Source organism: Sphingomonas sp. ABOLG (assembly GCF_003950435.1).
GTDB classification, from domain to species: domain Bacteria; phylum Pseudomonadota; class Alphaproteobacteria; order Sphingomonadales; family Sphingomonadaceae; genus Sphingomonas; species Sphingomonas panaciterrae.
Genome location: NZ_QQWW01000018.1, coordinates 26,006 through 51,953, shown reverse-complemented (window position 1 = coordinate 51,953; position 25,948 = coordinate 26,006). Strand labels below are relative to the sequence as shown.

Here is a 25,948-nt window from a genome sequence, read left to right as displayed (position 1 = left end):
GAGCAGGGTGATCGGTGCGGCGCTCAGCCCGTGACGGGCAGGCGCACCGCGCCGTCGTGATCGCGCTCCATCGGGCTGTAGGCGACGACCGTGTCGAGCGTCATCGGGGCGTAGAGGTGGGGGAAGAGCTGCCCGCCGCGGCTCTCCTCCCAGCGGATCTTGTCGCCAAGCGCCTCGAGATCGACGGCGGCGATGTGCAGATCGTGCTGACCGGCGAAATGCTTGTCCACCGTCTCGGTCAGCTGCGCGGCGGTGGAGAGGTGGATGTAGCCATCCGCCAGGTCCACCGGCGCGCCGGCGAAGGAGCCCTCATGCTCCAGCGCCGCCATCTGGTCGGCAGTCAGCACCTTGTACGCGGTCGTGATCTGAGCTGCCGTCGGGTCTGTCACTGGCCATCCTCCGGGCCGGCGGCGGCATCATCGCCGACCGTCGCGCCGGTATCGGGAGCGATTTCAGGCGGCGAGAGTTCCGCCGCGACCGCTTCCTCGGCGGCATTTTCGGGCTCCGGCTCCTCATCGATCCGCGCGCAGCCGACGACATGTTCGTTGTCGCTGACGTTGAACAGGCGCACGCCGGCCGAGTTGCGGCCGATCACGCGCAGGCTGGCGAGCGGCATGCGGATCAGCTTGGCCTGATCGGTGACGAGCATCAGCTGGTCGTTCTTGCTCGCCGGGAAGCTGGCGACGACCGGGCCGTTGCGACCGATATTGTCGATGTTGGTGATGCCCTGACCACCGCGACCGGTGCGGCGATATTCGAACGCCGAGGACAGCTTGCCATAGCCATTCGCGCAGACGGTGAGGATGAACTGTTCGTGCGCGCGCAGGAATTCGAACCGGTCCATCGGGATCTGCGGCTCGCCCTCACGCTCCGTCGCCTTCCAGGGGGCGAAGCGCAGATATTCCTCCCGCTCCTCCTGCGTGGCGCCGGTGCGGTGCAGGATCGAGAGCGAGATCACCTCGTCGCCGGGCGCGAGGCGCATGCCGCGCACGCCGGTGGAGTTGCGGCTCTGGAATTCGCGCACGTCGCTGCCCGGGAAGCGGATCGCCTTGCCCTGACGGGTGGCGAGGAGGACGTCGTCATTCTCCTCCAGCAGCGCGACGCCGATCAGGCGATCGTCGATGTCGTCGCCTTCGAACTTCATCGCGATCTTGCCGTTCGAGGGCACGTTGGTGAAGGCATCCATCGCGTTGCGGCGCACGCTGCCCCGCGCGGTCGCGAACATGACGTGGAGCTTGCCCCATTCCGCCTCGTCCTCCGGCAGCGGCAGAACGGTGGAGATCGTCTCGCCCGGCTGCAGCGGCAGGAGGTTGATCATCGGGCGGCCGCGGGTGTTCGCGCTGCCTTCGGGCAGGCGCCACACCTTCATGCGATAGACGCGGCCGAGCGTGGAGAAGAACAATACCGGCGTGTGCGTCGAGGTGACGAAGAGGCTGGTGACGGCATCCTCGTCCTTGGTCGCCATGCCGCTGCGGCCCTTGCCGCCGCGCGCCTGGGCGCGGAATGCCTCAAGCGGGGTGCGCTTGATATAGCCCTGCATGGTCACGGTGACGACCATGTCCTCGCGCTCGATCAGATCCTCGTCGTCGATGCCATCGGCGGCAGCGGCGATTTCGGTGCGGCGCGGGGTCGCGAAGAGCGCGCGAACCTCGGTCAGTTCCTCGCGCATCACCGCATAGAGCTTCACGCGGTCGGCGAGGATCGCGAGCAGCTCGGCGATCGATTCGGCCAGCGTCTTGAGCTCGTCGCCGATCTCGTCACGGCCAAGCGCGGTGAGACGGTGGAGGCGCAGGTCGAGAATCGCGCGGACCTGGATTTCCGACAGGCGATAGGTGTCGCCGGTGATCTCGGTCTCGACCGCCTCGACCAGCTTGATGTAGCCGGCGATCTCCGCAATCGGCCAGTCGCGCGCCATCAGCGCAGCGCGCGCCTCGGCCGGCGAAGACGAGCCACGGATCATCCGGACGACCTCGTCGAGGTTCGTCACGGCGATGACGAGGCCGAGCAAGATGTGCGCCCGGTCGCGCGCCTTCGCCAGTTCGAACTTCGAGCGGCGGGTGATGACCTGCTCGCGGAACTGGATGAAGGCGGCGATAATCTCGCGCAGCGGCAGCATCTCCGGCCGGCCGCCGCGGATCGCGAGCATGTTGGCGGGGAAGCTGCCCTGTGCCGGCGTGTGACGCCACAGCTGGTTCAGCACCACTTCTGGCGTCGCGTCACGCTTCAACTCGATAACGACGCGAACACCGTCGCGGTTCGATTCGTCGCGGACGTCGCCAATCCCCTCGATCCGCTTGTCCTTCGCGGCCTCGGCGATCTTTTCGACCAGCGCGTTCTTGCCCTGCTGGTAGGGAATCTCGGTGAGGACGATCGAGCGACGCTCGCCGCGCCCTTCCTCAATGACGTAGCGCGAGCGGACGATGATCGAGCCACGGCCCGTCTCATAGGCGCTGCGCGCGCCGGCGCGGCCGAGGATGACAGCGCCGGTCGGGAAGTCCGGCCCGGGCACGATCTCCATCAGCTCCTCGGTCGTGAGCGGCTCTCCGCCGCTGATCGCGCGATCGAGATAGGCAAGGCAGGCGTCGACGACTTCGCCCAGATTGTGCGGCGGGATGTTGGTCGCCATGCCGACCGCGATGCCGCCAGCGCCGTTGACGAGCAGGTTGGGGAACCGCGCCGGGAGAACCGAGGGTTCGCTTTCCGAGCCGTCATAGTTCGGCTGGAAATCGACCGTGTCCTTGTCGAGATCGTCGAGCAGGTAATCCGCGACACGCGACAGGCGCGCCTCGGTGTAACGCATTGCGGCGGGCGGATCGGGATCCATCGAGCCGAAGTTGCCCTGGCCGTCGATCAGCGGCGCGCGCATCGACCAGTCCTGCGTCATGCGCGCCAAGGCGTCATAGATCGCGGTATCGCCGTGCGGGTGGTATTTACCGATCACGTCACCGACGATGCGGGCGGATTTGCGGTAGGGCCGGTTGTAGGTGAAGCCGCTTTCGTTCGCCGAATAGAGGATGCGCCGGTGCACCGGCTTCAACCCGTCGCGAACGTCGGGGAGCGCACGTGCCACGATCACGCTCATCGCGTAATCGAGGTAGCTGGTCTTCATTTCCTCGACGATGGAGATCGGCGCGATATCCGAAGGGTCGGCGAGGACGGTCTCGTCGGTCAAAACGCTACTTTCGGGTTAGGAATTCTGGTGCCCCCGCTCTAGGCCGGCGCAACAGAAATGTCACGCGCGCGTACGGGCGCGCAGGGGTGGTGCAAAGGCCGCGTCGCAATGCGGTCAGGGCGCGATCTCCGCGCCGTCCCAGGCGAACAGCCGGCCGCTGTCCTGCGGCTTCAGCCCGTCGATCACGTCGAGCAACTGCACCGCCGCGCGATCCGGCTTGAACAGGTCGCGTCCGGCCTGCTGGAACGGTTTGGACAGCCGGGTGTCGACGGTGCCGGGGTGGAGGCCAACGACGATGCCGCGCTCGTTCCGGCGCTTGTCCTCGATCGCAAGCGTGCGGATGAGCTGGTTCAGCGCGGCCTTGCTGGCGCGATAGCCGTACCAGCCGCCCAGCCGATTGTCCGAGATGCTGCCGACCCGCGCCGAGAGGAAGGCGAGCACCGAACGACCCTGTTTTGGCATGATCGGCAGGAAGTGCTTGGCGACCAGCGCGGGGCCAATGGTGTTGATCGCATATTGGCGCGCAAGCCACGCGGGATCGAGCGCGGCGATGGACTTCTCGGGGCCGTCATCGCCATCGTGCAGGATGCCGGTGGCGACGATCACCAGTTCTGGGGCGCTGGCCGCGGCGGCGGCAGCGGCGACCGTTGCCTCGTCGAGCAGGTCCAGCTCGGGCCGGGAAAAGCGGCGGACGACCGCGCCTTCTTCTTCCAGCGCGTCCGCGAGCGCCCGTCCGATGCCGCCGCTTGCGCCAATGATTGCCGTTTTCATGAAGAAACGGCTAGGCGTGCAAATCATTACGTTCAATGTCCGTTCAGCGCGCTTTCTTGATGGAGCGACGAGAGGGCACTAAGCGTCTATTCAAGTGTTCACGCCTCAAAGGAGAGCAGTTTTCATGAAGAGCATTTCCCGCGTCGCCTTTGCGGCGGCGCTTATGGCCGGTGTAGCGGGCGTTGCCGTGTCGACCCCGGCCGTCGCTCAGAAGAAGAATGAGCAGAAGGGTGGCGGCCCGTCGCTGAAGCTCAGCAAGGACGTGCAGAACGCCGCCGCCGCCGCGCAGACCGCGATCGGCGCGAAGGACTTTGCCGCCGCCGCGACCGCGCTGAGCACCGCGCAGGCTGCCGCGAAGAGCGATGACGATCGCTATATCGTCGCCGCGCTGCAGCTGCAGAGCGAGGCCGTGAAGATCCAGGACGCGCGCGCCGCCAACCAGCAGGTCAACGAAGCTGGCCTGAAGGCGCCGCTCGAAGCGCTGATCGCCAACCCGAAGACCCCGGCGGTCGACGTGGCGAAGTACAATTACCAGCTCGGCATCATGGCGGCGAACGCCAAGGACAATGCCGGCGCGATCAACTATTTCCAGCGCGCGCAGCAGCTTGGCTACAATGATCCCAACCTGCCGCTGCAGATGGTCAAGCTGAAGATGGATTCGGGCGACGTGGCCGGCGGCGCCGCGGAGCTGGAGAAGGCAATCGACGCGCAGGTCGCGGCCGGCCAGAAGCCGAGCGAGGACCTGTACAAATATGCCATCGCGCAGACCAACAAGAAGCGCATGGGCCCGCAGACGGCAAACTGGATCAAGAAGTGGGTCGTCGCTTACCCGAGCGCCAAGAACTGGCGTGACGGCATCGTCACCTATGGCATGACGCAGCAGAGCGCGGTCACGCTGGACAAGGGGCAGAAGGTCGACCTGTATCGCCTGATGCGTTCGGCCAAGGCGCTGGCCGACCAGTATGACTATGAGACCTATGCGCAGTGGACCTATGACCTGGGCCTGCCGCACGAGACCAAGGCAGTGCTCGACGAAGGCAAGGCATCGGGCAAGATCCCGGCGAACAGCCAGTCGGCCAACGACCTGATGCGAGTCGCCAACCAGGCGATCGCCAGCGAAGGGTCGCTCGCGCCGGTCGAAGCAAAGGCCAAGGCGGGCGCCAACGGCCGCATCGCGCTGAACACGGGTGACGCGTACTTGGGCATGGGCAACTATGCCAAGGCGATCGAACTGTATCGCGTCGCGCTGCAGAAGGGTGGCGTCGACGCGGACGTGGTGAACACCCACATCGGCATCGCGCTCGCCAACTCGGGCGACAAGGCTGGCGCCAAGGCTGCCTTCGCCGAGGTGAAAACCGCGCCGCGCACCGACATTGCGTCGCTGTGGTCGGTGTACCTGGACAACCCGCCGACGGCCTGATCCGCGCGGATTGACCATATGGAAAGGGGCGGCCGAGGCCGCCCCTTTTTTGTTGCGTGTGTGTGGTCCGGTGAAAGCGTGGGTTCGCTGGCGTCGGGCGCTACTCCACCTCATCCTCGATCACGATCGGTACGCCCGGCTGCGCCTTTGCCGTGCGGATCGTGAGCGAGGATTTCACGCTGGCGACGTTGGGCGCCGCGGTGAGATGCGTCGTCAGGATGCGCTGGAAGGATTCCAGGTCCGAGGCGACGATCTTCAGGATGAAGTCGATCTCCCCGTTCAGCATGTGGCATTCGCGCACCTCGGAAATGCCCGCCACGTGCCGCTCGAACGCTGCCAGGTCGTGTTCGGCCTGGCTGCGCAAACTGACCATCGCGAAGACGGTGATCGGGAAGCCGAGCAACGCGGGTTCGCAATTGGCGTGATAGCCGCGGATCACCCCCGCCTGCTCCAGCGATCGCACCCGGCGAAGACATGGCGGGGCGGTCAGCCCGACCTTCTCCGCCAGGTCAACGTTGGTCATCCGGCCATCTTCCTGGAGCAGTGCGAGGATCCGCCGATCGATCCGGTCAAGCACCATGCGCGCTTTCCGCACGCAGCTTTTCTATCAAGAACATGCCCGGTCCTATAGTTTAGTTGCGTGAGAACGCAATTGTCTCATCGTATGACAAGTGTGTGATTCTGTTGCTTGCGATCATCACCGTGTAGGGTAGGAGGCAAGTGACGCAGCGGTTGGTCGCTGCGACGAGACGGGGAAGTGTGTGCGGTTCGACGATAGTCTCAAGACTGTGTTGGCTGCGGATTCCTCCACCGCCTTTGGCGCGCAGGCGACGTTCCGCCAGCTTGCCGACCTGATCGCCCGGGGCAGGGTGCAGCCCGAAGCGGAGACGATCGGCCGCCTGCGGGCATTGCGCGGCTTGGTTCCGGCCGCCGTTCGCGCGGCCGCAGCCCGCAGCCTTGCGCTGGGCCAGCCACCGGCCGAACTGGTCGCCTTCTTTGCCGATGACGCGCCCGAGATCGCATCGGCGGCGCTGCGCGCGGCGCAGTTGCCGGCCGAGGGATGGCTGGCGATGGTCCCGCAGCTGGGGCCGGTGGGCCGGGCGGCGCTGCGCCGGCGCGACGATCTGCCGGCGAGCGTGGTCCGCGCGCTGGAGGCATTCGGATCGACCGATTTCTCGCTTGGATATGATGGCGCGGCGATAACGGCGGACGAGGCGGTTGCGGCCTTGCCGGCTGAGGCCGCGGAGGTGGCCGAGCTGAACGAGGTCGTGCTGGATCTGCCCCCGCCGCCCGAGCCGCGCGACACCGGCGGTTTCGAGATTTCCGAGCTCGTTGACCGGATCGCCAGTTTCCAGCGCGCGCGCGGGCCGGTGAAGCCGGCGCCGCGGCTGCGCGTGGTGGACACGTTCCGCTTCGAAACCGGGCCCGATGGGGTCATCAGCTGGACCGACGCGATGCCGCGCGGCGCGCTGGTCGGCCTGTCGTTGATGCTGCCGGGCAGCGGCACGGCGCAGGTCGATGGCGTGGTGAGCAGCGCGATCCGGGCGCGCACCAGTTTCACCGATGCGCGGTTGTCGCTGGAGGGCGGGGCGGCGCTGGCGGGTGAGTGGCGATTGTCGGCGACGCCGCTATTCGACCACGGCACGGGTCGCTTTGCCGGCTATCGCGGCAGCGCGCGTCGCCCGCGGCTGGACGAGCGCGCGCCGCCATCCAAGGGTGAAGGCAATGTCGAGGGGCTGCGCCGGCTGGTGCACGAACTGCGCACCCCGACCAATGCCATTGCCGGTTTCTCCGAGCTGATCGAATCGCAGCTGCTGGGGCCGGTCGCGCCGGTGTATCGTGAGCGGGCGGCGGCGATCCGCAGCCTCGCGGCGGACCTGATCGCGGCGATCGAGGACCTGGATCTCGCCGCGCGAATCGAGGGCGATGCGTTGCAGCTGCGCCCGGCGGCGGTGGTGCTTGCTCCGGTGCTGGAACGGATTGCGGCAGACCTGCAATCGCTGGCGACGATGCGCGGCTGCACGCTGACGATCGCGCCGATGGACGCCGCGATCGCCGTGGCATGCGACGATCGCGCGACGGAGCGGCTGCTGGGCCGTTTGATCGGGACCATCGTCTCAGCGGCGCAGCCCGACGAGGCGATCACCGTGACAGCAGGCGCATCGGGGCTTCATACCTCCCTGGTGTCAGTGACGCTGCCCCGCGCGCTGGCCGACCTGTCAGAGGACGAACTGCTGACGCTGGATGCGGAGCGTGAGGCGGAACTGCCCGGCGCGCCGCTGCTGGGCACCGGCTTTGCGCTGCGGCTGGTGCGCAATCTGGCGGCGAGCCTGGGCGGGCAGACGATGATCACGGCCGACCGGATGGTGGTGTCGCTGCCCGCAGCGGCGGCCGGCACGCTGGGGCAGGCGGCGACCCACAAGGGGTGAGCAGCGGCGGCGCGAAAGGCTGGCGCGTACCGCCGCCGCCGCCAGCCGATTACATTGCATGGCCCCCGTCATTCGGCCGCCGGTTCATGGTGTTCGTCGATACCGAGGAGGAATTCGACTGGTCGGCGCCGTTCAGGCGCGACGCCATTGCGGTCGAGGCGATCACGGCGTTGCCCGACATGCACCGCCGCCTTGCCGACCACGGGGTCGCGCCCTGCTATCTGTGCGATTATCCGGTGGCGACCAGCGCGGCGGCGATCGATACGCTGCGCGGCCTGATCGCCGATGGGCGCAGCACGATCGGCGCGCAGCTGCATCCCTGGGTCAATCCGCCGCATGACGAGGCGCCGAGCGGCTGGGCGTCCTTTGCGGGCAACCTCGATCCCGCGCTGGTCGCGGCGAAGGTTGACCAACTGACCGCCGCGATAACGGCCGCGTTCGGGGCGCAGCCGCTGGCGTTTCGCACCGGGCGCTACGGCCTGGGGCCCGGCATGCCCGCGCTGCTGGCGGCGCGCGGCTATCGCGTCGAGACATCGATGCGCGCGCTGCATGACTATAGCGCCGCCGGCGGGCCGGATTTCAGCGCCATCGGCAGCGCTGCCTTTCGCCTGGCGCCCGAGGGGTTGATCGAGGTGCCGCTGACGACGCGCTATATCGGCGCGCTGCGCCGGGGCGGGGGAGCATTGCACCGGTTGGCAGGCAGAATACCGCGTGGCCGCGGCGTGATGGCGCGAACGGGGCTGTTGTCGCGCGTGCCGCTGTCGCCCGAAGGCGTGTCGTTCGGCGAGGCAGCGGCGGCGGTGCGCGAGGCGGTGGCGGCCGGCGAAAGACTGCTCACCTTTTCCTTCCATTCGCCAAGCCTGGTGCCGGGGAACACGCCCTATGTGCGCGACGCGGCAGGGCTGGCGCGTTTCCATAGCTGGTGGGACGACATGCTCGCGTTGCTGGAGCAGATGGAGGTGCGGCCGATCAGCCTGGCCGAGCTGATCGCGGCGGCGGACGATGCGGCACCACGCGGGCAGCATCGCCGGTCTGGGACAGAATGTCCAAGTGACCGGGGCGGGCAGGGTCGCTAGCAGCCGGGTGACAAGGATCGGCGACGCCATGCCCGCGGACGGCAGGACCCCTGCCACCGGCACTCTCGGCCGCGCCGACGCGAGGAGTTGCGATGACCCATCGATTTGCGCTGCCCCTGATCATGGCCTTCGCCAGCCTGTCGCTGCCGGCGGCGGCGCAGGATGTGCGCAAGGGTGACATCACCATTTCCCAGCCATGGTCGCGCGCCACGGCGCCGCGCGCCACCGTCGGCGCAGGCTATGCCCAGATCCGCAATGGCGGAAAGACGGCCGACCGGCTGATCAGCGTGTCAACGCCGCGGGCCGCGCGCGTCGAACTGCACAGCATGACGACCGAGAATGGCATCATGCGGATGCGACCGCTGAGCGGCGGCATTGCGCTGGCGCCCGGCGCGACGATCGCGCTGGCGCCCGGCGGTAACCACATCATGTTCATGGGCCTGACCGCGCCGCTGAAGCAGGGTGAGCGCGTGCCCGCGACGCTGCGCTTTGCCAAGGCGGGAGAGGTGAAGGTGGTCTTCACCGTCCGCGCCGCTGGTGCCGCCGCGCCGGCGCATCCGCATGGAGGCCATCAATGACCCGCCCTCGCATCCGCACCGCGCATGTCACGGCGTTGCTGGCCGCGGCGCTCGCGCTGGGGACGGCGGCCTGTTCGTCGCCGGCGCCCGTCAAGGCTGACGAGGCGGCAGCGCAGAACGCGCCGGGCGGCGCCTTTCGCCTGGTGGATACCAGCGGCAAGACCGTCACCGAGCAGACGTTGAAGGGGAAGCCCTATGCGATCTTCTTCGGCTTTACGCGCTGCCCCGACATCTGCCCGACGTCGATGAACCGCATGGCGTTGCTTCACCAGAAACTGGGCGCGGACGGGGACAAGATGAACATCGTCTTCGTCTCGGTCGATCCCGAGCATGACAAGAGCGAGGATATCGCGAGCTTCCTGTCGATGTTCGACGCGCCGGTCATCGGCCTGACCGGGGAGCCGGCCGAGCTGAAGCGGATGGAGGAAGCGTACAAGATCTATGTCGAGCGCGTGCCGCTGCCCAATGGCGATTATACGATCGATCATACCGCGCGCATCCTGCTGTTCGATCGCAACGGCGAGTTCGCCACGACGATGGATGCCGCCGAGCCCGAGGACCGTGCGCTCGACCGGCTGCGAAAGCTGATCCGTGCTTAGGTGGGTGCTTCCGGCGCTGGCGCTGCTGCTCGCCGGTTGCGGGATCACCAACCCCGTGGTCGAGGAGCGCCGGGTGCGCGAGGCGACCGAGGCGCATTTCGGCAGCCCGCTGGCACCGATCGACGTCGGGCCGATTGTGGTGAGCGGCAACCATGCGCTGGCCGATTGGACACAGGGTGACTTTGGCGGCCGGGCGCTGTTCGAAATGGGCGACTATGGCTGGCAGCTGCTGCTGTGCAGCGGTGATTCGATGCGCAATGCCAGCAACCTGAAGCGCGCCGGCGTACCCGATTTCAACGCGACCTATATCGCCGATGAGCTGGCCAAGGCGGAATTGTCCGTCCCGGCCGAGCGGCTGGCGCGGATGAAGCGCTTCGTCGGGACGGCGGCCGATCATGAGGAATATCTGCGCTCGCTGGGCGAGGGGCAGGGCGCCGCCGGGACGGCGCCGTCGGATGGGCCAGAAGTGCGCGCAAATGCACCAAAGTCCTGAGGTTTGTGCAACAAAATGTAATGTTACCGGCGCTTGATATTTTGGCCCCGGGAATTAATTTCAACCGTGCGGACCGGGCCCCTCTGGCGCTCGTCTCAGGACGAACGTGATGTCGGACCGCATCGGGTTAGCTCGATGTAGGCCTGAGTCTGCCTCTTAACATCATCGCTGACCCGATCGTTCAATCTTTGATTGGAGAGAGGCGTTGAGTTTCCTTCGTTATAAATTGACCCAGTTGCATGCGCGGCTGGATGAGCAGATCCGCACCGAATTGACGCGACGCGCACCGGACACGTTCCGCCTGCTGCGTCTGAAGTGGCTGCGGCTGCAGGTGAAGGACCGACTTCACGCCATGGCCTGGCAACCACAGGCGGCCTGATCCGCAAATTTCCCACTGACGAGCGGCGGCGACGACGCCGCGCGATGCGGTTCGCGCGCCGACCCGGTCGGCGGCCGCTCGCCTTTACCTTTCAGGAACGATCATGACCTTTCTTGCCATTTTTGCAGCTGCCGCCGCCGCGGCGACCGGTGCCCCTGCGGCGACCCACAGCCTGTCGGTCGAACATGCGTCCGGCGCCGTGCAGGCCGATTATCGCGGTGACATCAAGATCCAGCAGAAGCAGGTGGGGGCCGTCGCCCCGCCGGGCCGCCCGTCCTCGCTGCGCTGCGTCTGGACCGCCAATATGGAAGTGAACCGCACCGCGACCGGCGCTGGCGGCGTGATGGCCTCGCGCAGCTTCGTCGAGAACAATGTCGCGAACGGCAGCCGCCCGGGCTGGTGCAACGCCAGCCGCAGCGCGATCCAGCAGGACGTGGCAAAGAAGGTCGGCGACACGCGCGCTTACCTCGCCAAGGCGGCCGATGCGGATCGCGCCGCGTTGATCGCCGATCTCGACAAGCTGGCGGCCACCCAGTCCGCCAGCTGAGACCAGTTCCCTGAGCGGTGCGCGCCTACCTCCCCCCCCCCCGGACGCGCCGCTCCTCCCTGGGCCCTCGCCCTCTGAGGCCGTATTGCCGGCTGCGTTGTACTCCCTTGCGGCGCAGCGACGGTGGCTCTCAGGGGGCGGGACGGGCCGCGGGTTTTCGGGTGCGCGCGATCAGCACGATCAGCCGGCGGGTTGATCCGCCGACCAGCCGCCGCCCATCGCCTGATAAAGCGCGATCACGCTGTTGATCTGGTCGGCGCGCAGCTGAACCAGGGTCAGATCGACGTTGAGCAAGGTGCGCTGCGCATCGAGCTGTTCCAGATAGGTCGCATAGCCCGCGCGATAGCGGTTGGTGGCGTGGCGCAGGGCCTCCGCCGTGGCGGTGCGCTGCGCCTCAAGCTCCCGCCGCTGCGCGGCGAGGCGGTCGACCGCGGCCAGATTATCCTCCACCTCGCGGAAGGCGGTGAGGGCGGTGCGCTGATAGGTGAAGGCCGCCTGGTCGCGCCGTGCCGCCGCCCCCTCTACATTGGCGGTGAGCCGCCCGCCCTGAAACAAGGGCGCAAGGATGCTGGCGCCGATCGACCAGATCGACACCGGATCGGCAAGCGCGGTCGACAAGGTGAGGCCAGCCGATCCGGTCAGCCGAAGCGAGGGGAGGAATTGCGCGCGAGCGGCGGCGAGCGAGGCGTCGGTCGCGGCAAGGCTGTATTCGGCCTGGGCGATATCGGGTCGGCGACGCAGCAGATCGGATGGCAGGCCGGCGGGCACGCCGGGCGGGGCCAGCGCCGACAGCGGCCGCCCGCGCGGGATCGCGCGCGGGGTGACGCCGGTGAGGGTGCTCAGTGCGTTCTCCTGCCGCGCGATCGCCAGCTGCACCTGCGGCAGGATTTGCGTCGTGGCGCGATATTCCGCCTCCGCCTGGCGCAATTCGAGCTGCGAGGTGTAGCCGACGTCGGCGCGCGACTTGGCAAAGCGTAGTGCCTCCGCGCGCGAGGTGATCGTCGCCTCGACCACCGCGCGGCGGGCGTCGAGCGCGCGCAGCGTGATGTAGCCGCTGGCGGTGGCGGCGGTGACCGACAGGAGCGCCGCGTCGCGCGCGGCGGCGGTGGCGGCGGTGGACTGGCGCGCGGCCTCCACCTGATTGCCGATGCGGCCGAACAGATCGACCTCATAGGCGGCCTGGAACAGCGGCTGCACGCCGGTATTCTCGGCCGCGACCCCCAAGGGGTTGAGCGCGCGCGCCTCCGTCACGCCGACTGCGGCGTCGAGTGAGGGGAAGAGCTGCGCGCGGGCGAGCCGTTCGTTGGCGCGCGCCTCCTGCACACGCGCCGCAGCGATCGCGACATCGGGATTGTTGGCGCGCGCTTGTTCCACCAGCGTGTCGAGCACCGGATCACCGAAGCGGCGCCACCAGTCGCCGTCGAGCGCGGCGCCGGCGGGCAGGGTGGTGCGCCATTGCAGCGGTGCAGTGACGCCGGCCGCCTCGGGCCGGGGCGGGTTGGGCGCGGCGCAGCCGGCAAGCGCCAGCAGGACCGCGAGCGAAGAGCGTGTCCTCATCGTCTGGCGCCTACCTGGTCGCCGGGGCGGGCGCGCCGCTAGTATCGACCGCCGCCTCGACCGACATGCCGGGGCTGAGCCGTGGATACAGCGGGCTACGCTGATCCAGCGCGATGCGCACGGTGAGCCGCTGCGGCACCTTCACGAAATTGCCGGTCGCATTGTCCGGGCGGATGACGGAGAATTCGCTGCCCGCCGCCGGCGACAGCCGCTCGACCCGGCCGCGGATCTCGGCGCCGCCCAGCGCATCGACGTGCAGCACCGCGGGCTGGCCCGGGAAGATGCGCGCGGTCTGCGCTTCCTTGAAGTTGGCCGAGACCCAGACGGTCGGCGGGACGAGGAACATCAATTGCGTGCCAGCGGTGACATATTGGCCAAGGCGGACGGTGACTTCGCCGAGCTTCCCCGCCTGGGGCGCGCGGATGATGGTGTTGGCAAGGTCGATCTCGGCAAGGCGCAGCGCGGCGCGCGCGTTTGCGACCGCGGCCTCCAGGCCGCCGCGCCCGACGGTGACGGAGCGGACCTCCTGCTCGCCGATGGTGCGCTGCGCCTCCGCCTGGCGGACCGCCGCCTGCGCCTGCGCCAGCGCGGCGCGGGTCTGATCCTGCTCCCGCAGCGATACCGACCCCTGCGCCACCAGATCGTCGACGCGGCGCATGTCGGCCTGGGCGCGGGCAAGTTGCGCGCGGGCGCTGGCGATCGCAGCGTCCTGCCCACCCACGGCGGCACGGCGCGAGCGTTCGCTTTGTTGCGAGTTGGCGAGATTGGCGCGCTGCGTATCCAGTGCGGCGCGCGCCTGTTCGACCCGTTGGCGGTAGATGCGATCGTCGATCCGGGCGAGCACCTGCCCGGCCTTCACCGTCTCGAAATCGCGCACCTCCACGCTGGTGACATAGCCGTTCACCTGGGGCGCGATGATCGTCGTCTGCCCGCGGACATAGGCATTGTCAGTCGTCTGCAGGCTACGGCGGAATGGCGGCAGGTCCCACGCCCACAGCGCGATCAGCGCGCCGGCGATCAGCAGCGCGACGAAGAACAATGTCGAGAGCAGGCCGCCGCGCGGCGGCGCCCAGCCGCGGCCACGATCAGGCTCGGGCGCGGTGGTTTCGACCGGATCCTCCAGCCGCTCCTCGGCCACCGCCTGGTCCCGGCGCGATGTCGCGTCATTCATTGTGCCGCATTCTCCCGCATCTTCTGCATCGCCGCCAATTCCTCCGCCAACGGATTGATCCCGTGCATCTTCAGCCAGACCCACCGCCCGCCAAGCCACAGCACCACCAGCACGGCGAGGATGCCGACGCCGGTGAAGACGTCGTTGAAGGCGAGGATGTTCGCCTCTCGCGTGACTTGCTGGCCGAACAGGACGGCGCCCTCCGCCTGACGCAGCATCGGATCGCCCTCGACGCGGGCGTAGGCGCCGCCAAGCTGCTGAAGCCGCTGCGTGACGAGCGGGTCGCCGGCGACGAGGCCGTGGACGATCTCCTGCGAATGGAGCCGCTCTCGCACGATCTGCACGGTGCCCAGGAACGCCGTGCCTGCGAGCCCGCCCACCGTCTGCGCAATGCCGAATACGGCCGAGAAGCTGACGATGTGGCTTGGCCCCTTTGAAATGGCGCGCAGGATGCCGACCATCGTGACGGGGCCCATCCAGAACAGGGCGGCAAAGGCGAGCAGCCCCTGGCTGAGATAGAAATTGCCCGGGCGGGTGAGGTTGGTCGCATCCGAATCCATGAAGGCCACCACGGCGATGATCATCGCCGACGCGACCACCTGCCACAGCAGATCCTTGGGATTCAGCAGCAGCACCCCGGCGGCAATCCCGGCGATCGAGCCCAGGAGGATGATGACGTTCAGCGTGACGAGCTGGTCATTGCCCATCCCCAGCGCGGTCAGCAGCCCGGTCGAGCCATAGGTCTGTTCGGACAGGAGCACCCGGATCGCGGCGACGATGATGATGAAGCGCAGCACGTTGCGCGTGCGCATCCAGCGCGTGTTGAGCAGCGGATTGGCGCGATTGTGCTCGATCAGCATCGCCGCGCCGATCAGGATGATCGCGGCGGCGGTCGCATAGCCGAGCCAGGCCGTGCTCCACCAGACGATGCGTCCCTGCACCAGCACCCCGCACAGGAGCGCCATGCCCGGCGCGAACAGTGCGAAGGTGAGGAAATCGAGCTTCTCGAACGCCTGGAACCGCTCGCTTGGCGGCAATCGCAGCAGCGCGACGGAGCCGAGGCACAGCAACGTCAGGCCGAGTTCGAACACGAACAGGTTCTGGATGTCGCCATCAGCGAGCAGGAAGGGGGAGATGATCCGGGCGAGCGGCAGGCCAAGTTGTGCCAGGCCAAAGCCGATGATCATGCCCGACAGGCGCGCCGGGGCAGGCATCGCCTGCATGATGTAAAAGAAGCACAGCGTGGAGAGGCCGCTGCCGACGATCCCCGCCGCCGCGCGCGTCAGCAGTTCGACGCCATAGCTGTGGACGAACACCTGCAGTACGGTGACCGCGAGGAAGCCGGTCAGGAACACGCGATTGAAGCGCTGCAGCCCGAATTGCTGGCGGAATTTGATGAGCAACATGCTCATGCACACGCTGGTCATCGAATAGATCGCGCTGAGCCAGCCGCCCTCCACCGGGCTGAGGCCCAGCGAGCCCTGGATCTGCGGCAGATTGGCGAGCAGCAGGCCGTTGCTGAGCCCACCCGTCAGGCCCAGCAGCACGCCGATCGCGGCATAGGCGATCCGCCGCCCCATCGGATGGTCGGGCGTCGCCGGCGATCCGGGCAGGAAGGGCCGCTCGTGCGGCTTGAATTCATAGGGCGTGGTGACGGTGGCGGGCATCTATCGGCGGACCGAACCAACAAAGCTTTGGTTCCAAGCTTTGTTGCTCACATGTGACGAAATGCTGCCATGCAGCGAAAGCGCCACAGCCTCAACCCAAGATGTTGCAGTGCACAATAAAGAATAAGGTGCTGAAAGGTGGCTTGATCAGCGGGCGTGCGACACCATGGGGACGGATGCGGGCTCTGTTGATCTGTGCTGCCCCGCGCCATAGTGACCGGCGGGCGGCACGCGGCCGCATCGATGACCGGTGCCCTGGCGCGCCTGACGACGACGAGGCGACCGGATGGACGGCATATGGACGATCGGGCCAGTGATGATCGCGGCCGATCGTGCGCTGGCGATCGCGGCGATGTGGCTGTTCCTCGCGGCCGGCATGATGGTGGCGCGGCGCACGGGCGCAGCGGCCGAGCGCGCCGCGGGCGTGGCGCTGGTCGTCGGGATCGCGGCGGCGCGGCTTGGCTTCGTCGTGCAGCATCTGGACGCGTTTCGCGTCGAGCCATGGTCGATCATCGCCATCTGGCAGGGCGGTTTTGCCCCGAGGATCGGCGTCGTGGCGGCGGCGCTGACCCTGCTGCTGGCGCTGGGTCGGCGGCGGGCGACGGCGTGGATGATCGTGGTCCTGGCCGTGCTGTCACTCGGCCACGCGGCGCTGAGTGCGGTCCTCGCCCCGACGCCCCAGCCACTGCTACGCGGACTCACGCTGCATGATCTGGACGGGAAGCCCGTCGCGATCGATGCGCTGCGCGGCAAGCCGTTCGTGCTGAACCTGTGGGCCACCTGGTGCGGGCCGTGCCGGCGCGAAATGCCGATGATCATCGATGTGGCGCGGGGGTCCGAAACGCCGGTGCTGCTGATCAACCAGCGCGAGAGCGAGGCCGCCGTGCGGCGCTTCCTGGCGGCGGAGCGGCTGGCGGGGGACGCCGTGGTGCTCGATCCCACGGGCCATGTCGCTGCGGCGACGCGGGCGGGCGGCTATCCCACCACCGTGTTCGTCGACGCGGCGGGCCGGATCACCCGCCGCCACACGGGCGAAATCTCGCGCGCCAGCCTGATGGCCGCGATCGACGAACTGGAAGGAAGCTGATGGTGACTGGCCGTTTTCTTATGGTGCAGGCGCTGGCCGCGCTTGCTGTGGCCCTGACCATTTCACCGGCCGCGACGGCGCAGAACGTTACCTCCAACGCCGCGTCGCTGCATCGCCAGATCCAGAATGACAGCGTCGCCCCGACAATCGCGCCGGCGGGTGCGGACGTGACGATGGTGGTGTTTTCCGATTATCAATGCCCCTATTGCCGCAAGGTCCACCCGGCGCTGGAGCAATTGCGGCGCGAGGACCCGAAGCTGCGCGTGGTGTATCGCGACTGGCCGGTGTTCGGCGCGGTCTCTCGCGAGGCGGCGCGGACGGCGATCGCGGCGAATTACCAGGGGCGGCACGCGGCGTTCAACAATGCGCTGATGCAGACGCAGGGCAGGATCACCAGCCAGTCGATCCGTATCGCCGCGGACCGGGCCGGCTTGGATTGGGCGCGGCTGCAGGCTGACCTCGTCAAGCATGACGAGGCGATCGACGCGGCGTTGGCACGTACTCACCGCTACGCCCGTGCGATCGGCCTGGCCGGCACGCCGGCGCTGGTGATCGGGCGCTACCTGCTGCCCGGCGCGGTCGAGCTGCCGACGCTGCGCGAGGCGGTCGCCGCCGCGCGGCGGGGGAACGCGGACTGACCCAGAACCAGCGCGGCCAATTGGTGCCTGACGCGTTGGGGCGGGGGAAAGGGCTGGCTGATGCGCAAGGACGATGATGAACGGTGGATGCGATTGGCGCTGGAGGTGGCGCAGTCGAAGGGGTCGCATCCCTCGACATCGCCGCTCGGATGCGTGATCGTCCTGGACGGCAAGGTCATTGCTGCGGAGCGCAACCAGACGCACGAATTGCCCGACGCGACCGCCCATGCCGAGATGATGGCGATCCGCCGCGCGTGCGAGGGGATCGGTGAGCTCGAACTGCGCGGCGCGACGCTTTATTCCACGCTGCAGCCGTGCGGGATGTGCACCATGGCGTCGATCTGGTCGAAGGTCGGGCGGGTCGTGTTCGGCGCGGGGCGCGATGACGTTCACCCGATGTATTTCGAGGCGAAGCATGTCGACACGCTGGCGTTCATCGCCGACGCCTATCGCGACGATATCGAGATCGAGGGCGGCTGCCTCGCGGCGGAATGTGCCGAGCTTTATTATGGGCCCGATGCCGACCTGCCAGAGGAGGAGCAGGCCAATCTGTAGCCGCGGTCAGGCGAGCGGCCAGAAGAACAGGATGAGCGGGGTGCCCAGCAGCAGCACCAACAGTGAGAGCGGCGCGCCCAGCCGCGCATAATCCGCAAAACGGTATCCGCCCGGGCCCATCACCAGGGTATTGCACTGATGCCCGATCGGGGTGAGGAAATCACACCCCGCGCCGACCGCCGTCGCCATCAGGAACGCCTCCGGCCGATAGCCGAGATCGCCGGCGAATTGCGCGGCGATCGGCGCCATCACCAGCACTGTCGCGGCGTTGTTCAGGAACGGCGTCACCGCCATTGCCGCGGCGAGGATCAGCGCGACCGCGCCCCAGGCGGGCAGGGTGGTGGCGACATGGGCAAGGCCGGTCGCGATCACCTCCGACGCGCCCGTCGTTCGCAGCGTATCCGACACCGGGATCAACGCGCCGAGCATGATGAGGATCGGCCATTCGACATGATCATAGGCCTCCCGCGGGCTGATCGCACCCGTCGCCATGACAAGGCCCGCCGCGGCGAAGAAGGCGACGGCCACCGGCACCCAGCCCATTGCGGTCAGGAACATGGCGCCCGCGAGGACAAGGATCGGCAACCAGGTGGTGCGGCGCGAGCCCAGCCGCAGGTCGCGTTCCGCCAGCGGCAGGCAGCCGAGCTGCCGCAATCTTTCGGGCATCGTATCAAGCGGGCCTTGCAGCACGACGACATCGCCGGCGCGCAGCACCGTGTTGGCGAGACGGCGGGACAGCCGCTCGCCGCGGCGCGAGATCGCGACCAGGTTGACGCCGAACATCCGCTGGAGGTTGAGGCGCCCGGCGGTCTGCCCCTCCAGCATGCCGCCCATGTTGACCACCGCCTCGACCACGCCGATCTCGCCGGTGCTGCTGCCCTTGTCCTTGTCGCGCTGTTCCTGCGCCGCTTCGCGCCCCTCGCCCTCATAGGCGAGCCGATCGGTGGCGATCGCCCGCTCCAACGCGTCGGGCGCGCCGCTGAGGATCAGCGTGTCACCTTCCTCCAGCGTCATCGCCATGCCGGGCGCGCTGCGCAGCCCGGCGCGCAACATCTGGGTGAGGACGATCTCGCCCTCGTGCCGATCAAGGAACGCCTGCACCGTCTCCCCGACTGCCGGCGACCCGGCGGGAAGCACTACTTCGGTGACATAGCCGGTGATATCCAGTGCCTCACCCATCGTCGCGGCGGCGCGGCGGTCGCGCGGGACGAGGCGATAGGCGAACCGCAGATAGACCAGGCCGATGACGAACAGCCCGAGGCCGACCGGTGTGTAGTCGAACATGCCGAACGGGTGCCCCGTCATCTGTTCGCGCACGCGGCTGACGATGATGTTCGGCGAGGTGCCGACGAGCGTCATCAGCCCACCGAGCAATGCGGCAAAGGACATCGGCATCAGGAAGACCGACGGGCTGGTATCGTTGCGCTTCGCCATCTGGAACGAGGCCGGCATCAGCATGGCAAGCGCGCCGATGTTCTTCACCAGCGCACTCGCGACCCCGACCGTCCCGGTGAGCACCAGCAGTTGCGAGCGGACCCGGGTGACGTGGCGGCTCACCTTGCGCAGCGCGCGTTCGAGCACGCCCGAGCGTTGCACCGCCCCCGAGATCACCAGCGCGGAGCCGACGATCACGACGATATCGTCGGAAAAGCCGCGAAACGCGTCCTCCGGCTTCACGATGCCGAGCAGCAACGCGGCGAGCAGCGCGATGATCGCGGTGACGTCATAGCGGAACCGCCCCCAGATGAAGAGCGCCATCATCCCCAGGAGCGTTGCGATGGAGAGGCTCTGGGGCACTGTCATGGGCTTACCGGAAATGCGCGAACGTGGCTTTATCTCCGTGGGGAGGCGGCAAATTACGCGTTGGCGTCGGGCGGTCCGTGCTGCTGCGGCGCCAGCTTTTGTTTTGGGCGCGGCTGGGTCAGGATGGCGGCATGAAATTGTACAGCGCGCCGTCGCCGGCCCCGAACCCCCGCCGCGTCCGCATGGCCGCCGCCGAGAAGGACATCACGCTGGAGGAGGTCATGCTCGATCTCCGGCGGGGAGAGCACAAGGCGCCGGACCATCTGGCACGCAATCCGCTTGGCCAGGTGCCGGTGCTTGAGCTTGATGACGGAACGATGATTTCCGAGACGGTGTCGATCTGCCGCTATCTCGACAGCGTGGCCGACGCGCCGTCGCTGTTCGGGCAGACGCCGACCGAGCAGGCGCTGGTCGACATGTGGATCCGCCGGGTCGAGCTTCAGATCGGCGAGCCGGTGAAGATGTTCTGGCGCCATGCGCATCCGGCGACGGCGGCGCTGCTGACGCAGTATACGGATTACGGCGCATCGAACCGCGACCTGCTGCATCGCGCCATGCGCTGGTTCGACCGCGAGCTGTCGGACGCGCGGGCGTTCATCACGGGAGATGACTATTCGATGGCCGATATCGCGGCGGTGACGATCATCGATTTCGGCCAGCTGATCGGCATGGAGCCGCTGGCAGAGCGCGACCACGTTTGCGCCTGGCACGATCGGGTGGCGGGGCGGGCAAGCTACGCCGCCTGAGCGGCAGGGTAAACACGCCGAACCAGCGCCGGCGGCATCCCGGCGCGATCGTATCTTTCCCTATTGGATCCTGCCCCAGCGGCCGGCCATGTGATGGCGTGGCGTGTTCGCAGGGGCGGACGGAGCGTACAGCCCCTTGCCCCGCCGAGCAGGAGGATGCCCGTGAACTATTGGATCAGCATCCTATTCCGGATCATTCCCCTGGCGATGGGGGCAGTGTGCCTCGGCCTTGGCCTGTATGTGTTGCGGGACGGCACGGATGCCAATGATTTCGTCGCCGGACACATTCTGGTGTCGCTGACCGCCATCTGCATCGCCCTGTTCACGACCGCCGCGATGATCATCCGGCAACTAACGCACACGTTCAGTCCGGCATGGAAGGTCATCCTCCCCGTGATCGGCTATTCCGCCGCGGGTGCGACCGTGATCTGGGGCTTCGCGATCATTCAACAGGGGAGCGTGCCCAGCTTCGTTGCCGGCCATGTGATAGCCGGCGTGGGGTTGATTGCTGCGTGTGTCAGCACCGTCGCGACGGCATCAAGTGCCTTCACGCTGATCCCCAGAAATGCGCATGGCCGCGCGCAGGACGGTCCGCCCGCCGAGGCGTACAGCCGCGCGACCGGCGCGGCGCTGATTGCCGTGCCTGTCATAGCTACCGTCGCTGGTGCGTTGTGGGCGGCGATGTTGCTGTCGCGTGCCGCCGAGACGCCTGATTATGTCGCCGGCCACGTCCTGCTCGGCATCACGGCCATTTGCGCAAGCCTTATCTCGTTGGTGTCGACGGTGGTGCGGCAGGTGCGCAACGAATTTGGCGAGGGAGAAAGATGGGCGTGGACGCTGTGGGTCCTGTTGATGGGAGCAGCGGCATTTGGTTGGGGAGTGATCGTCCTGTTCGGAGATGACCGGGTAGATCGGATCGCCCCCGGGTGCGTCCTGCTCGGGCTGGGCATGGTGTGCTTCAGCATCGTGTCAAAGGTGTGGTTGCTGGCGCTGACCTGGCGGCGCGAATGCGCACTGGCGAACCGGATTCCGCTGCTTCCGGTCCTGACCTGCCTCGCCTGCCTGTTCTTTTCCGCCTTCCTTGCAGAAGCGGCCACCGCGAACCCGGGCTTCTTCGTCCCGGCGCGCGTTCTGGCGGGGCTTGGCGCCGTCTGCTTTACCCTGTTTTCGATCGTGTCGATCCTGGAGGCCGGCACGTCGGACAAGGAATAGGCTTCGGTGGGCGGCTCCGTCAGTACGGCTGAATACGCCTCGATCGCGATCGCAACGGCGCCGGCGTGAGTTGGTCGGGGAGACAGGATTCGAACCTGCGACATCCTGCTCCCAAAGCAGGCGCGCTACCAGACTGCGCCACTCCCCGACGCGTGCGAGCGCCTAGGCGGTTACCGGCCCGAGTGCAAGCGATCACGCGGTGGGCCCGGCAGGACTCGAACCCGCAACCTAGCCGTTATGAGCGGCCAGCTCTAACCGTTGAGCTACAGGCCCTCCGCGTGAGTGACCGCCTATAGGCGGAGCGTCGCAGGGGCGGCAATGCCTCAAATGGTACGCGGCCCCCTGGGAAAGTGACAAAAGAAAAGGGCGCCTCCGCAAAGCGGAAACGCCCGTTTCATCATTCAGAAAAGCGGCGAGCCTGTTGGCCCGCAGCGCATTACTGCATGTTGTCAGCCTTTTCCTCGGCGACGTCACGGACGTTGTCCGCTGCGTCCTCAAGGTTGTCAGCTGCATTCTCGAGACCCTCGGCAGCAACGGCGTTCGCCGAGTTGTCAGCCAGGTCCTCAAGGTTGTCGGCCATCATTTCCATGTTGTCGGCCATCATGTCCGCGTTGTTCTCGACCGCGGCGGCCTCCGGCGACTTCGAGCAAGCAGCCACGGACATCAGGCCGGCGGCGGCAGCGATCAGAACGATCTTCTTCATTCGAATGCTCCCAAGCATTTATTCATTTCGCGGCCGACCCGTTTGCCGTCGCGAGCCACGGCAAATACCGCAGCAATTTGATGGGTCAATGATGAAATTCATCTGGCAGCAAGGTTCGCGACGAACGGATTCAGCGCGCGGGACGCTCAACCGGCCCGATTTCCTCCGGCGCATCGGCCACGATCGCCAGCATCGCCGTCCATGCCGCGACGTTCTGACGCAGGTTGTCCGGGTCCACGCGATCCAGCGTATCGTCAGGCGTGTGATGTACGTCGAAATAATCGAGGCCTGACTGATTGAGGTCGACGCCCGCAACGCCCAGCGCCACCGTCGGGCCGATATCCGCGCCGCTGCCGCCCGGGCCGTTGCCGCGCACGATGCCCAGCGGGGCGAGAGCGGCGGCAAGGCGATCACCCACGGGCTTCGCTGATTCCGGCAGCGTCATGCCGAGCCGCCAGATCTTGTCCGCGCCAAAATCGCTTTCGGCTGCGAGCGCGTGGCGTTCCTTGCCGTGCTTCGCGGCATAATCGCGGCCGCCGAAGCCGCCGACTTCCTCCGCGCCGAACCAGACGACGCGGATCGTGCGGCGCGGGCGCTTGCCGCTGTCGAGGATTCGCTTGGCGGCAGCCGCAGTGATCGCAACGCCGCTGGCGTCGTCGATCGCGCCGGTGGCGAGATCCCAGCTGTCGAGGTGGCCGCCGATGAGGACAATGCCGGCATTGGGATCAGTGCCGGGCACCTCGGCGATGACATTGCCCGATTCCTGCTCTCCCACCTGGCGCGGGGTGAGGACCAGCTTCATGCGGATCGGCTTGCCGCGCTTCGCCAGCGCCTCGATCAGCTTGGCGTCGGGTACCGACAGCGCGGCGGCGGGGATCGCCGGGCCGTCACGGAAATAGGTGGTGCCGGTATGCGGCAGGCGATGCGTGTCGGTGCCGATCGAGCGGATCACGATGGCGGCGGCGCCCTTCTTGGCGGCGAGCGCAGGGCCGGCGAAGCGTGCGACGCCGGCCTGGCCGTAGCTCGATCCGTCCTGCGTCTTCATCATCGTGTTGCCGACATAGGCGATCTTGCCGGTAAGGCTGCCGTCAGGCGCCGCGGCGAGATCGGCATAGGTGGGGAAGATCACCACTTCCGCCTCGATGCCGTTGGCGGGCGTTGCGCCCGAATTGCCGAGCGCGGTCAGGTGCAGCTTCTGCGGCACGGGGGCGACCACTTCGCCGCGTTCCTCACCGCGCACCCAGACCGGCATCTGGTAGGTTTCGATCCGAACGTTCTTGAAGCCCAGCGCCTTCAGCTTCGCCGCGCTCCAGGTGCGGGCGCGGGCCTCCGCCTCGGTCCCTGCCAGGCGCTGGCCGACCTCGGTCGTCATGCCCTCGACGATGTCATAGGCGACATCATCCTTCAGCGCGGCATCGCGCAGCGCGGCGACGCGCGGGTCGACACCGGCGGGCGCGGCCGGTGCGGCGCGCTGCGCGACGGCCGGCACGGCAGCGGATGTGGCGAGGAGAAGGGCGGCGAGGGCGTAACGACTGGTCATGCCCACCGCGTAGGTCGGCGCAGCAAGTTTGCCAACGGCCCGTCGCATCATTACATGCGCGGCGACATTTTCCAGCCATTCCAGTCTACGGAGCGACAGGCGACCCATGGCCGTCCAGTATACCTACGTCATGAAGGGTCTGACCAAGACCTTCCCGGGCGCCAACAAGCCCGTGCTCAACAACATCCACCTGCAGTTCCTGCCGGGCGCGAAGATCGCGATCATCGGCCCGAACGGCTCGGGCAAGTCCACGCTCATGAAGATCATGGGCGGGATCGACACCGATTTCACCGGTGAAGCCTGGGCCGCCGAGGGGATCAAGGTCGGTTACCTGCCGCAGGAGCCGCAGCTCGACCCCGACAAGACGGTGATCGAGAACGTCCGCATGGGCGCGGGACCGGTCGTGCAGATGGTCGAGCGGTTCAACGCCATTTCCGCCGAAATGGGCGATCCGAAGGATGATACCGACTTCGACGCGCTGATGGAGGAGATGGGCGATCTTCAGGCGAAGATCGACGCCGCCGACGGCTGGAGCCTCGATTCGCAGCTGGAACAGGCGATGGAGGCGATGCGCTGCCCGCCGTCCGACAGCCCGGTCACCAACCTGTCGGGTGGTGAGAAGCGCCGCGTCGCGCTCGTTCGCCTGCTGCTCGAGAAGCCGGACATCCTGCTGCTCGACGAACCGACCAACCACCTCGACGCCGAGAGCGTCAGCTGGCTCGAGAATTTCCTCAAGGAATATACCGGCAACGTCATCCTGGTGACGCACGACCGCTACTTCCTCGACAATGTCGTGAACTGGGTGCTCGAGCTCGATCGTGGGCGTTATTACACCTACGAGTCGAACTATTCCGGCTATCTGGAGAAGAAGGCCAAGCGGCTGGAGCAGGAAGAGCGCGAAGAGGCCGGCCGCCAGAAGGCGATCGCCGACGAGCTCGCCTGGATGCGGCAGACCCCCAAGGCGCGCCAGACCAAGAGCAAGGCGCGTATCCGTGCGTTCGACGAGCTGGTCGAGAAGCAGGAGAACCGCGCGATCGGGAAGGCGCAGATCCTGATCCAGATCCCCGAGCGCCTGGGCGGCAAGGTGATCGAGGCCAAGGGGCTGACCAAGGCCTATGGCGACAAGTTGCTGTTCGAGAACCTCGACTTCAACCTGCCGCCGGGCGGCATCGTCGGCGTCATCGGCCCGAACGGCGCCGGCAAGTCGACGCTGTTCAAGCTGATCACCGGGCAGGAGCAGCCCGATGGTGGCACGATCGAGGTCGGCCAGACGGTGAAGCTGGGCTATGTCGACCAGAGCCGCGACGCGCTCGACCCGCACAAGAACGTCTGGGAAGAGATTTCCGACGGGCTCGATGTGTTCCGCTTCGGCAAGCAGGAGCTGGGTACGCGCGCCTACGTGGGTGCGTTCAACTTCAAGGGGCAGGACCAGCAGAAGAAGGTCGGCCAGCTGTCGGGCGGTGAGCGCAACCGCGTCCATATCGCCAAGATGCTGAAGGAGGGTGGCAACGTCCTGCTGCTCGACGAGCCGACCAACGACCTCGACGTCGAGACGCTGCGCGCGCTCGAAGAGGCGCTGGAAAGCTTCGCGGGCTGCGCCGTGGTGATCAGCCACGATCGCTTCTTCCTCGATCGCCTGTGCACGCACATCCTCGCCTTCGAAGGCAACAGCCATGTCGAATGGTTCGAGGGTAACTTCGAGGCTTATGAGGAGGACAAGCGTCGCCGGATGGGCGATGCGGCGGATCGTCCGACGCGGCTTGCCTACAAGAAGCTGACGCGCTGATCCGACGCGATCGTCACCC

General features: G+C 67.3%; 24 protein-coding genes and 2 tRNA genes. 14 read left to right on the top strand and 12 right to left on the bottom strand.

Going from position 1 to position 25,948, the window contains the following annotated elements:
• Window positions 1-23: 23 nt before the first annotated feature.
• From CA236_RS16500 to CA236_RS16490, 3 genes are all read right to left on the bottom strand, one after another.
• On the bottom strand, window positions 24-389 hold the full coding sequence (locus CA236_RS16500; protein WP_331386564.1) for a DUF952 domain-containing protein: 366 nt from the start codon (window positions 387-389) through the stop codon (window positions 24-26).
• Window positions 386-3,172, bottom strand: a complete 2,787-nt coding sequence (gyrA, locus tag CA236_RS16495; RefSeq protein WP_046408841.1) for a DNA gyrase subunit A — start codon at window positions 3,170-3,172, stop codon at window positions 386-388. The genes CA236_RS16500 and gyrA overlap by 4 nt, the downstream gene beginning before the upstream one ends.
• A 114-nt stretch (window positions 3,173-3,286) precedes the next feature.
• A complete protein-coding gene (locus CA236_RS16490) occupies window positions 3,287-3,943 on the bottom strand; it encodes an SDR family NAD(P)-dependent oxidoreductase (protein WP_125946436.1) in 657 nt (218 codons plus the stop codon).
• A gap of 124 nt (window positions 3,944-4,067) precedes the next feature.
• Here CA236_RS16490 and CA236_RS16485 point away from each other — a divergent pair, with 124 nt between their 5' ends.
• The gene (locus tag CA236_RS16485; RefSeq protein ID WP_046408843.1) at window positions 4,068-5,363 is read left to right on the top strand and encodes a tetratricopeptide repeat family protein; all 1,296 of its coding nucleotides are present in this window, start codon (window positions 4,068-4,070) and stop codon (window positions 5,361-5,363) included.
• A 100-nt stretch (window positions 5,364-5,463) separates the two neighbouring features.
• Here the strand turns inward: CA236_RS16485 and CA236_RS16480 are convergent, their stop codons facing one another.
• Window positions 5,464-5,943, bottom strand: coding sequence for an Lrp/AsnC family transcriptional regulator (locus tag CA236_RS16480; RefSeq protein ID WP_125946435.1), 480 nt, complete (start codon window positions 5,941-5,943; stop codon window positions 5,464-5,466).
• A gap of 208 nt (window positions 5,944-6,151) precedes the next feature.
• Here CA236_RS16480 and CA236_RS16475 point away from each other — a divergent pair, with 208 nt between their 5' ends.
• The 7 genes from CA236_RS16475 to CA236_RS16445 all read left to right on the top strand — a co-directional run bounded on the left by CA236_RS16475 (window position 6,152) and on the right by CA236_RS16445 (window position 11,464).
• Window positions 6,152-7,792: a HAMP domain-containing histidine kinase gene (locus CA236_RS16475; RefSeq protein ID WP_241212723.1), complete on the top strand. Its 1,641-nt coding sequence runs from the start codon at window positions 6,152-6,154 to the stop codon at window positions 7,790-7,792.
• Between the two features lie 86 nt (window positions 7,793-7,878).
• Window positions 7,879-8,868: a polysaccharide deacetylase family protein gene (locus tag CA236_RS16470; RefSeq protein ID WP_241212722.1), complete on the top strand. Its 990-nt coding sequence runs from the start codon at window positions 7,879-7,881 to the stop codon at window positions 8,866-8,868.
• A 92-nt stretch (window positions 8,869-8,960) separates the two neighbouring features.
• Window positions 8,961-9,446 carry a copper chaperone PCu(A)C gene (locus tag CA236_RS16465; RefSeq protein WP_046408847.1) on the top strand — a complete coding sequence of 162 codons (486 nt, stop codon included), beginning with the start codon at window positions 8,961-8,963 and terminating at the stop codon, window positions 9,444-9,446.
• Window positions 9,443-10,045, top strand: a complete 603-nt coding sequence (locus CA236_RS16460; RefSeq protein ID WP_125946433.1) for an SCO family protein — start codon at window positions 9,443-9,445, stop codon at window positions 10,043-10,045. The genes CA236_RS16465 and CA236_RS16460 overlap by 4 nt, the downstream gene beginning before the upstream one ends.
• A complete protein-coding gene (locus tag CA236_RS16455) occupies window positions 10,038-10,538 on the top strand; it encodes a copper uptake system-associated protein (protein ID WP_125946432.1) in 501 nt (166 codons plus the stop codon). The genes CA236_RS16460 and CA236_RS16455 overlap by 8 nt, the downstream gene beginning before the upstream one ends.
• A gap of 205 nt (window positions 10,539-10,743) precedes the next feature.
• Entirely contained in the window at window positions 10,744-10,917 is a 174-nt protein-coding gene (locus CA236_RS16450; protein ID WP_125946431.1) for a DUF465 domain-containing protein, read from the top strand.
• A 103-nt stretch (window positions 10,918-11,020) separates the two neighbouring features.
• Window positions 11,021-11,464: a hypothetical protein gene (locus CA236_RS16445; RefSeq protein ID WP_125946430.1), complete on the top strand. Its 444-nt coding sequence runs from the start codon at window positions 11,021-11,023 to the stop codon at window positions 11,462-11,464.
• A gap of 180 nt (window positions 11,465-11,644) precedes the next feature.
• On the opposite strand, the gene CA236_RS16440 is transcribed toward CA236_RS16445, so the two are convergent.
• The 3 genes from CA236_RS16440 to CA236_RS16430 are packed head-to-tail and all read right to left on the bottom strand — an operon-like array spanning window position 11,645 to window position 15,859.
• Window positions 11,645-13,021 (bottom strand): efflux transporter outer membrane subunit, encoded by a 1,377-nt coding sequence (locus tag CA236_RS16440; RefSeq protein ID WP_125946429.1) that lies wholly within the window; start codon window positions 13,019-13,021, stop codon window positions 11,645-11,647.
• 10 nt (window positions 13,022-13,031) lie between these two features.
• On the bottom strand, window positions 13,032-14,192 hold the full coding sequence (locus CA236_RS16435) for an HlyD family secretion protein (protein ID WP_125946428.1): 1,161 nt from the start codon (window positions 14,190-14,192) through the stop codon (window positions 13,032-13,034).
• Window positions 14,189-15,859 carry an MFS transporter gene (locus CA236_RS16430; RefSeq protein WP_125946427.1) on the bottom strand — a complete coding sequence of 557 codons (1,671 nt, stop codon included), beginning with the start codon at window positions 15,857-15,859 and terminating at the stop codon, window positions 14,189-14,191. The genes CA236_RS16435 and CA236_RS16430 overlap by 4 nt, the downstream gene beginning before the upstream one ends.
• Before the next feature lie 286 nt (window positions 15,860-16,145).
• Between CA236_RS16430 and CA236_RS16425 the strand changes: the two genes are divergently transcribed.
• The 3 genes from CA236_RS16425 to CA236_RS16415 are packed head-to-tail and all read left to right on the top strand — an operon-like array spanning window position 16,146 to window position 18,139.
• The gene (locus CA236_RS16425) at window positions 16,146-16,946 is read left to right on the top strand and encodes a TlpA disulfide reductase family protein (protein WP_125946426.1); all 801 of its coding nucleotides are present in this window, start codon (window positions 16,146-16,148) and stop codon (window positions 16,944-16,946) included.
• A gap of 2 nt (window positions 16,947-16,948) precedes the next feature.
• A complete protein-coding gene (locus CA236_RS16420) occupies window positions 16,949-17,584 on the top strand; it encodes a DsbA family protein (protein ID WP_241212721.1) in 636 nt (211 codons plus the stop codon).
• 60 nt (window positions 17,585-17,644) lie between these two features.
• Window positions 17,645-18,139 carry a nucleoside deaminase gene (locus tag CA236_RS16415; RefSeq protein WP_125946424.1) on the top strand — a complete coding sequence of 165 codons (495 nt, stop codon included), beginning with the start codon at window positions 17,645-17,647 and terminating at the stop codon, window positions 18,137-18,139.
• A gap of 6 nt (window positions 18,140-18,145) precedes the next feature.
• Here CA236_RS16415 and CA236_RS16410 read toward each other — a convergent pair whose 3' ends face one another.
• Window positions 18,146-19,942: an SLC13 family permease gene (locus tag CA236_RS16410; RefSeq protein ID WP_125946423.1), complete on the bottom strand. Its 1,797-nt coding sequence runs from the start codon at window positions 19,940-19,942 to the stop codon at window positions 18,146-18,148.
• A gap of 131 nt (window positions 19,943-20,073) precedes the next feature.
• On the opposite strand from CA236_RS16410, the gene CA236_RS16405 reads away from it, so the two are divergent.
• Both CA236_RS16405 and CA236_RS16400 read left to right on the top strand, forming a co-directional pair.
• On the top strand, window positions 20,074-20,688 hold the full coding sequence (locus CA236_RS16405) for a glutathione S-transferase family protein (protein WP_125946422.1): 615 nt from the start codon (window positions 20,074-20,076) through the stop codon (window positions 20,686-20,688).
• A gap of 162 nt (window positions 20,689-20,850) precedes the next feature.
• The gene (locus tag CA236_RS16400; RefSeq protein WP_125946421.1) at window positions 20,851-21,900 is read left to right on the top strand and encodes a DUF2776 family protein; all 1,050 of its coding nucleotides are present in this window, start codon (window positions 20,851-20,853) and stop codon (window positions 21,898-21,900) included.
• Between the two features lie 71 nt (window positions 21,901-21,971).
• Here the strand turns inward: CA236_RS16400 and CA236_RS16395 are convergent.
• The 4 genes from CA236_RS16395 to CA236_RS16380 all read right to left on the bottom strand — a co-directional run bounded on the left by CA236_RS16395 (window position 21,972) and on the right by CA236_RS16380 (window position 24,143).
• Window positions 21,972-22,048, bottom strand: a tRNA-Pro gene (locus CA236_RS16395).
• A 52-nt stretch (window positions 22,049-22,100) separates the two neighbouring features.
• Window positions 22,101-22,173: transfer RNA gene (locus CA236_RS16390), tRNA-Ile, on the bottom strand.
• Between the two features lie 163 nt (window positions 22,174-22,336).
• Window positions 22,337-22,603 carry a hypothetical protein gene (locus CA236_RS16385; RefSeq protein WP_046408874.1) on the bottom strand — a complete coding sequence of 89 codons (267 nt, stop codon included), beginning with the start codon at window positions 22,601-22,603 and terminating at the stop codon, window positions 22,337-22,339.
• A 130-nt stretch (window positions 22,604-22,733) separates the two neighbouring features.
• Window positions 22,734-24,143 carry a M20/M25/M40 family metallo-hydrolase gene (locus CA236_RS16380; RefSeq protein WP_046408962.1) on the bottom strand — a complete coding sequence of 470 codons (1,410 nt, stop codon included), beginning with the start codon at window positions 24,141-24,143 and terminating at the stop codon, window positions 22,734-22,736.
• 106 nt (window positions 24,144-24,249) lie between these two features.
• Between CA236_RS16380 and ettA the strand changes: the two genes are divergently transcribed.
• Complete coding sequence (gene ettA / locus CA236_RS16375) at window positions 24,250-25,929, top strand: energy-dependent translational throttle protein EttA (RefSeq protein ID WP_125946420.1); 1,680 nt, start codon at window positions 24,250-24,252, stop codon at window positions 25,927-25,929.
• The last annotated feature ends 19 nt before the right edge of the window (window positions 25,930-25,948 follow it).

Coding starts and splice junctions, on each gene's coding strand:
- CA236_RS16490 (WP_125946436.1), bottom strand. CDS start 3,943: ATGAAAACGGCAATCATTGGCGCAAGCGGCGGCATCGGACGGGCGCTC.
- CA236_RS16485 (WP_046408843.1), top strand. CDS start 4,068: ATGAAGAGCATTTCCCGCGTCGCCTTTGCGGCGGCGCTTATGGCCGGT.
- CA236_RS16480 (WP_125946435.1), bottom strand. CDS start 5,943: ATGGTGCTTGACCGGATCGATCGGCGGATCCTCGCACTGCTCCAGGAA.
- CA236_RS16470 (WP_241212722.1), top strand. CDS start 7,879: ATGGTGTTCGTCGATACCGAGGAGGAATTCGACTGGTCGGCGCCGTTC.
- CA236_RS16465 (WP_046408847.1), top strand. CDS start 8,961: ATGACCCATCGATTTGCGCTGCCCCTGATCATGGCCTTCGCCAGCCTG.
- CA236_RS16460 (WP_125946433.1), top strand. CDS start 9,443: ATGACCCGCCCTCGCATCCGCACCGCGCATGTCACGGCGTTGCTGGCC.
- CA236_RS16445 (WP_125946430.1), top strand. CDS start 11,021: ATGACCTTTCTTGCCATTTTTGCAGCTGCCGCCGCCGCGGCGACCGGT.
- CA236_RS16440 (WP_125946429.1), bottom strand. CDS start 13,021: ATGAGGACACGCTCTTCGCTCGCGGTCCTGCTGGCGCTTGCCGGCTGC.
- CA236_RS16435 (WP_125946428.1), bottom strand. CDS start 14,192: ATGAATGACGCGACATCGCGCCGGGACCAGGCGGTGGCCGAGGAGCGG.
- CA236_RS16430 (WP_125946427.1), bottom strand. CDS start 15,859: ATGCCCGCCACCGTCACCACGCCCTATGAATTCAAGCCGCACGAGCGG.
- CA236_RS16425 (WP_125946426.1), top strand. CDS start 16,146: ATGGACGGCATATGGACGATCGGGCCAGTGATGATCGCGGCCGATCGT.
- CA236_RS16415 (WP_125946424.1), top strand. CDS start 17,645: ATGCGCAAGGACGATGATGAACGGTGGATGCGATTGGCGCTGGAGGTG.
- CA236_RS16410 (WP_125946423.1), bottom strand. CDS start 19,942: ATGACAGTGCCCCAGAGCCTCTCCATCGCAACGCTCCTGGGGATGATG.
- CA236_RS16405 (WP_125946422.1), top strand. CDS start 20,074: ATGAAATTGTACAGCGCGCCGTCGCCGGCCCCGAACCCCCGCCGCGTC.
- CA236_RS16385 (WP_046408874.1), bottom strand. CDS start 22,603: ATGAAGAAGATCGTTCTGATCGCTGCCGCCGCCGGCCTGATGTCCGTG.
- CA236_RS16380 (WP_046408962.1), bottom strand. CDS start 24,143: ATGACCAGTCGTTACGCCCTCGCCGCCCTTCTCCTCGCCACATCCGCT.
- ettA (WP_125946420.1), top strand. CDS start 24,250: ATGGCCGTCCAGTATACCTACGTCATGAAGGGTCTGACCAAGACCTTC.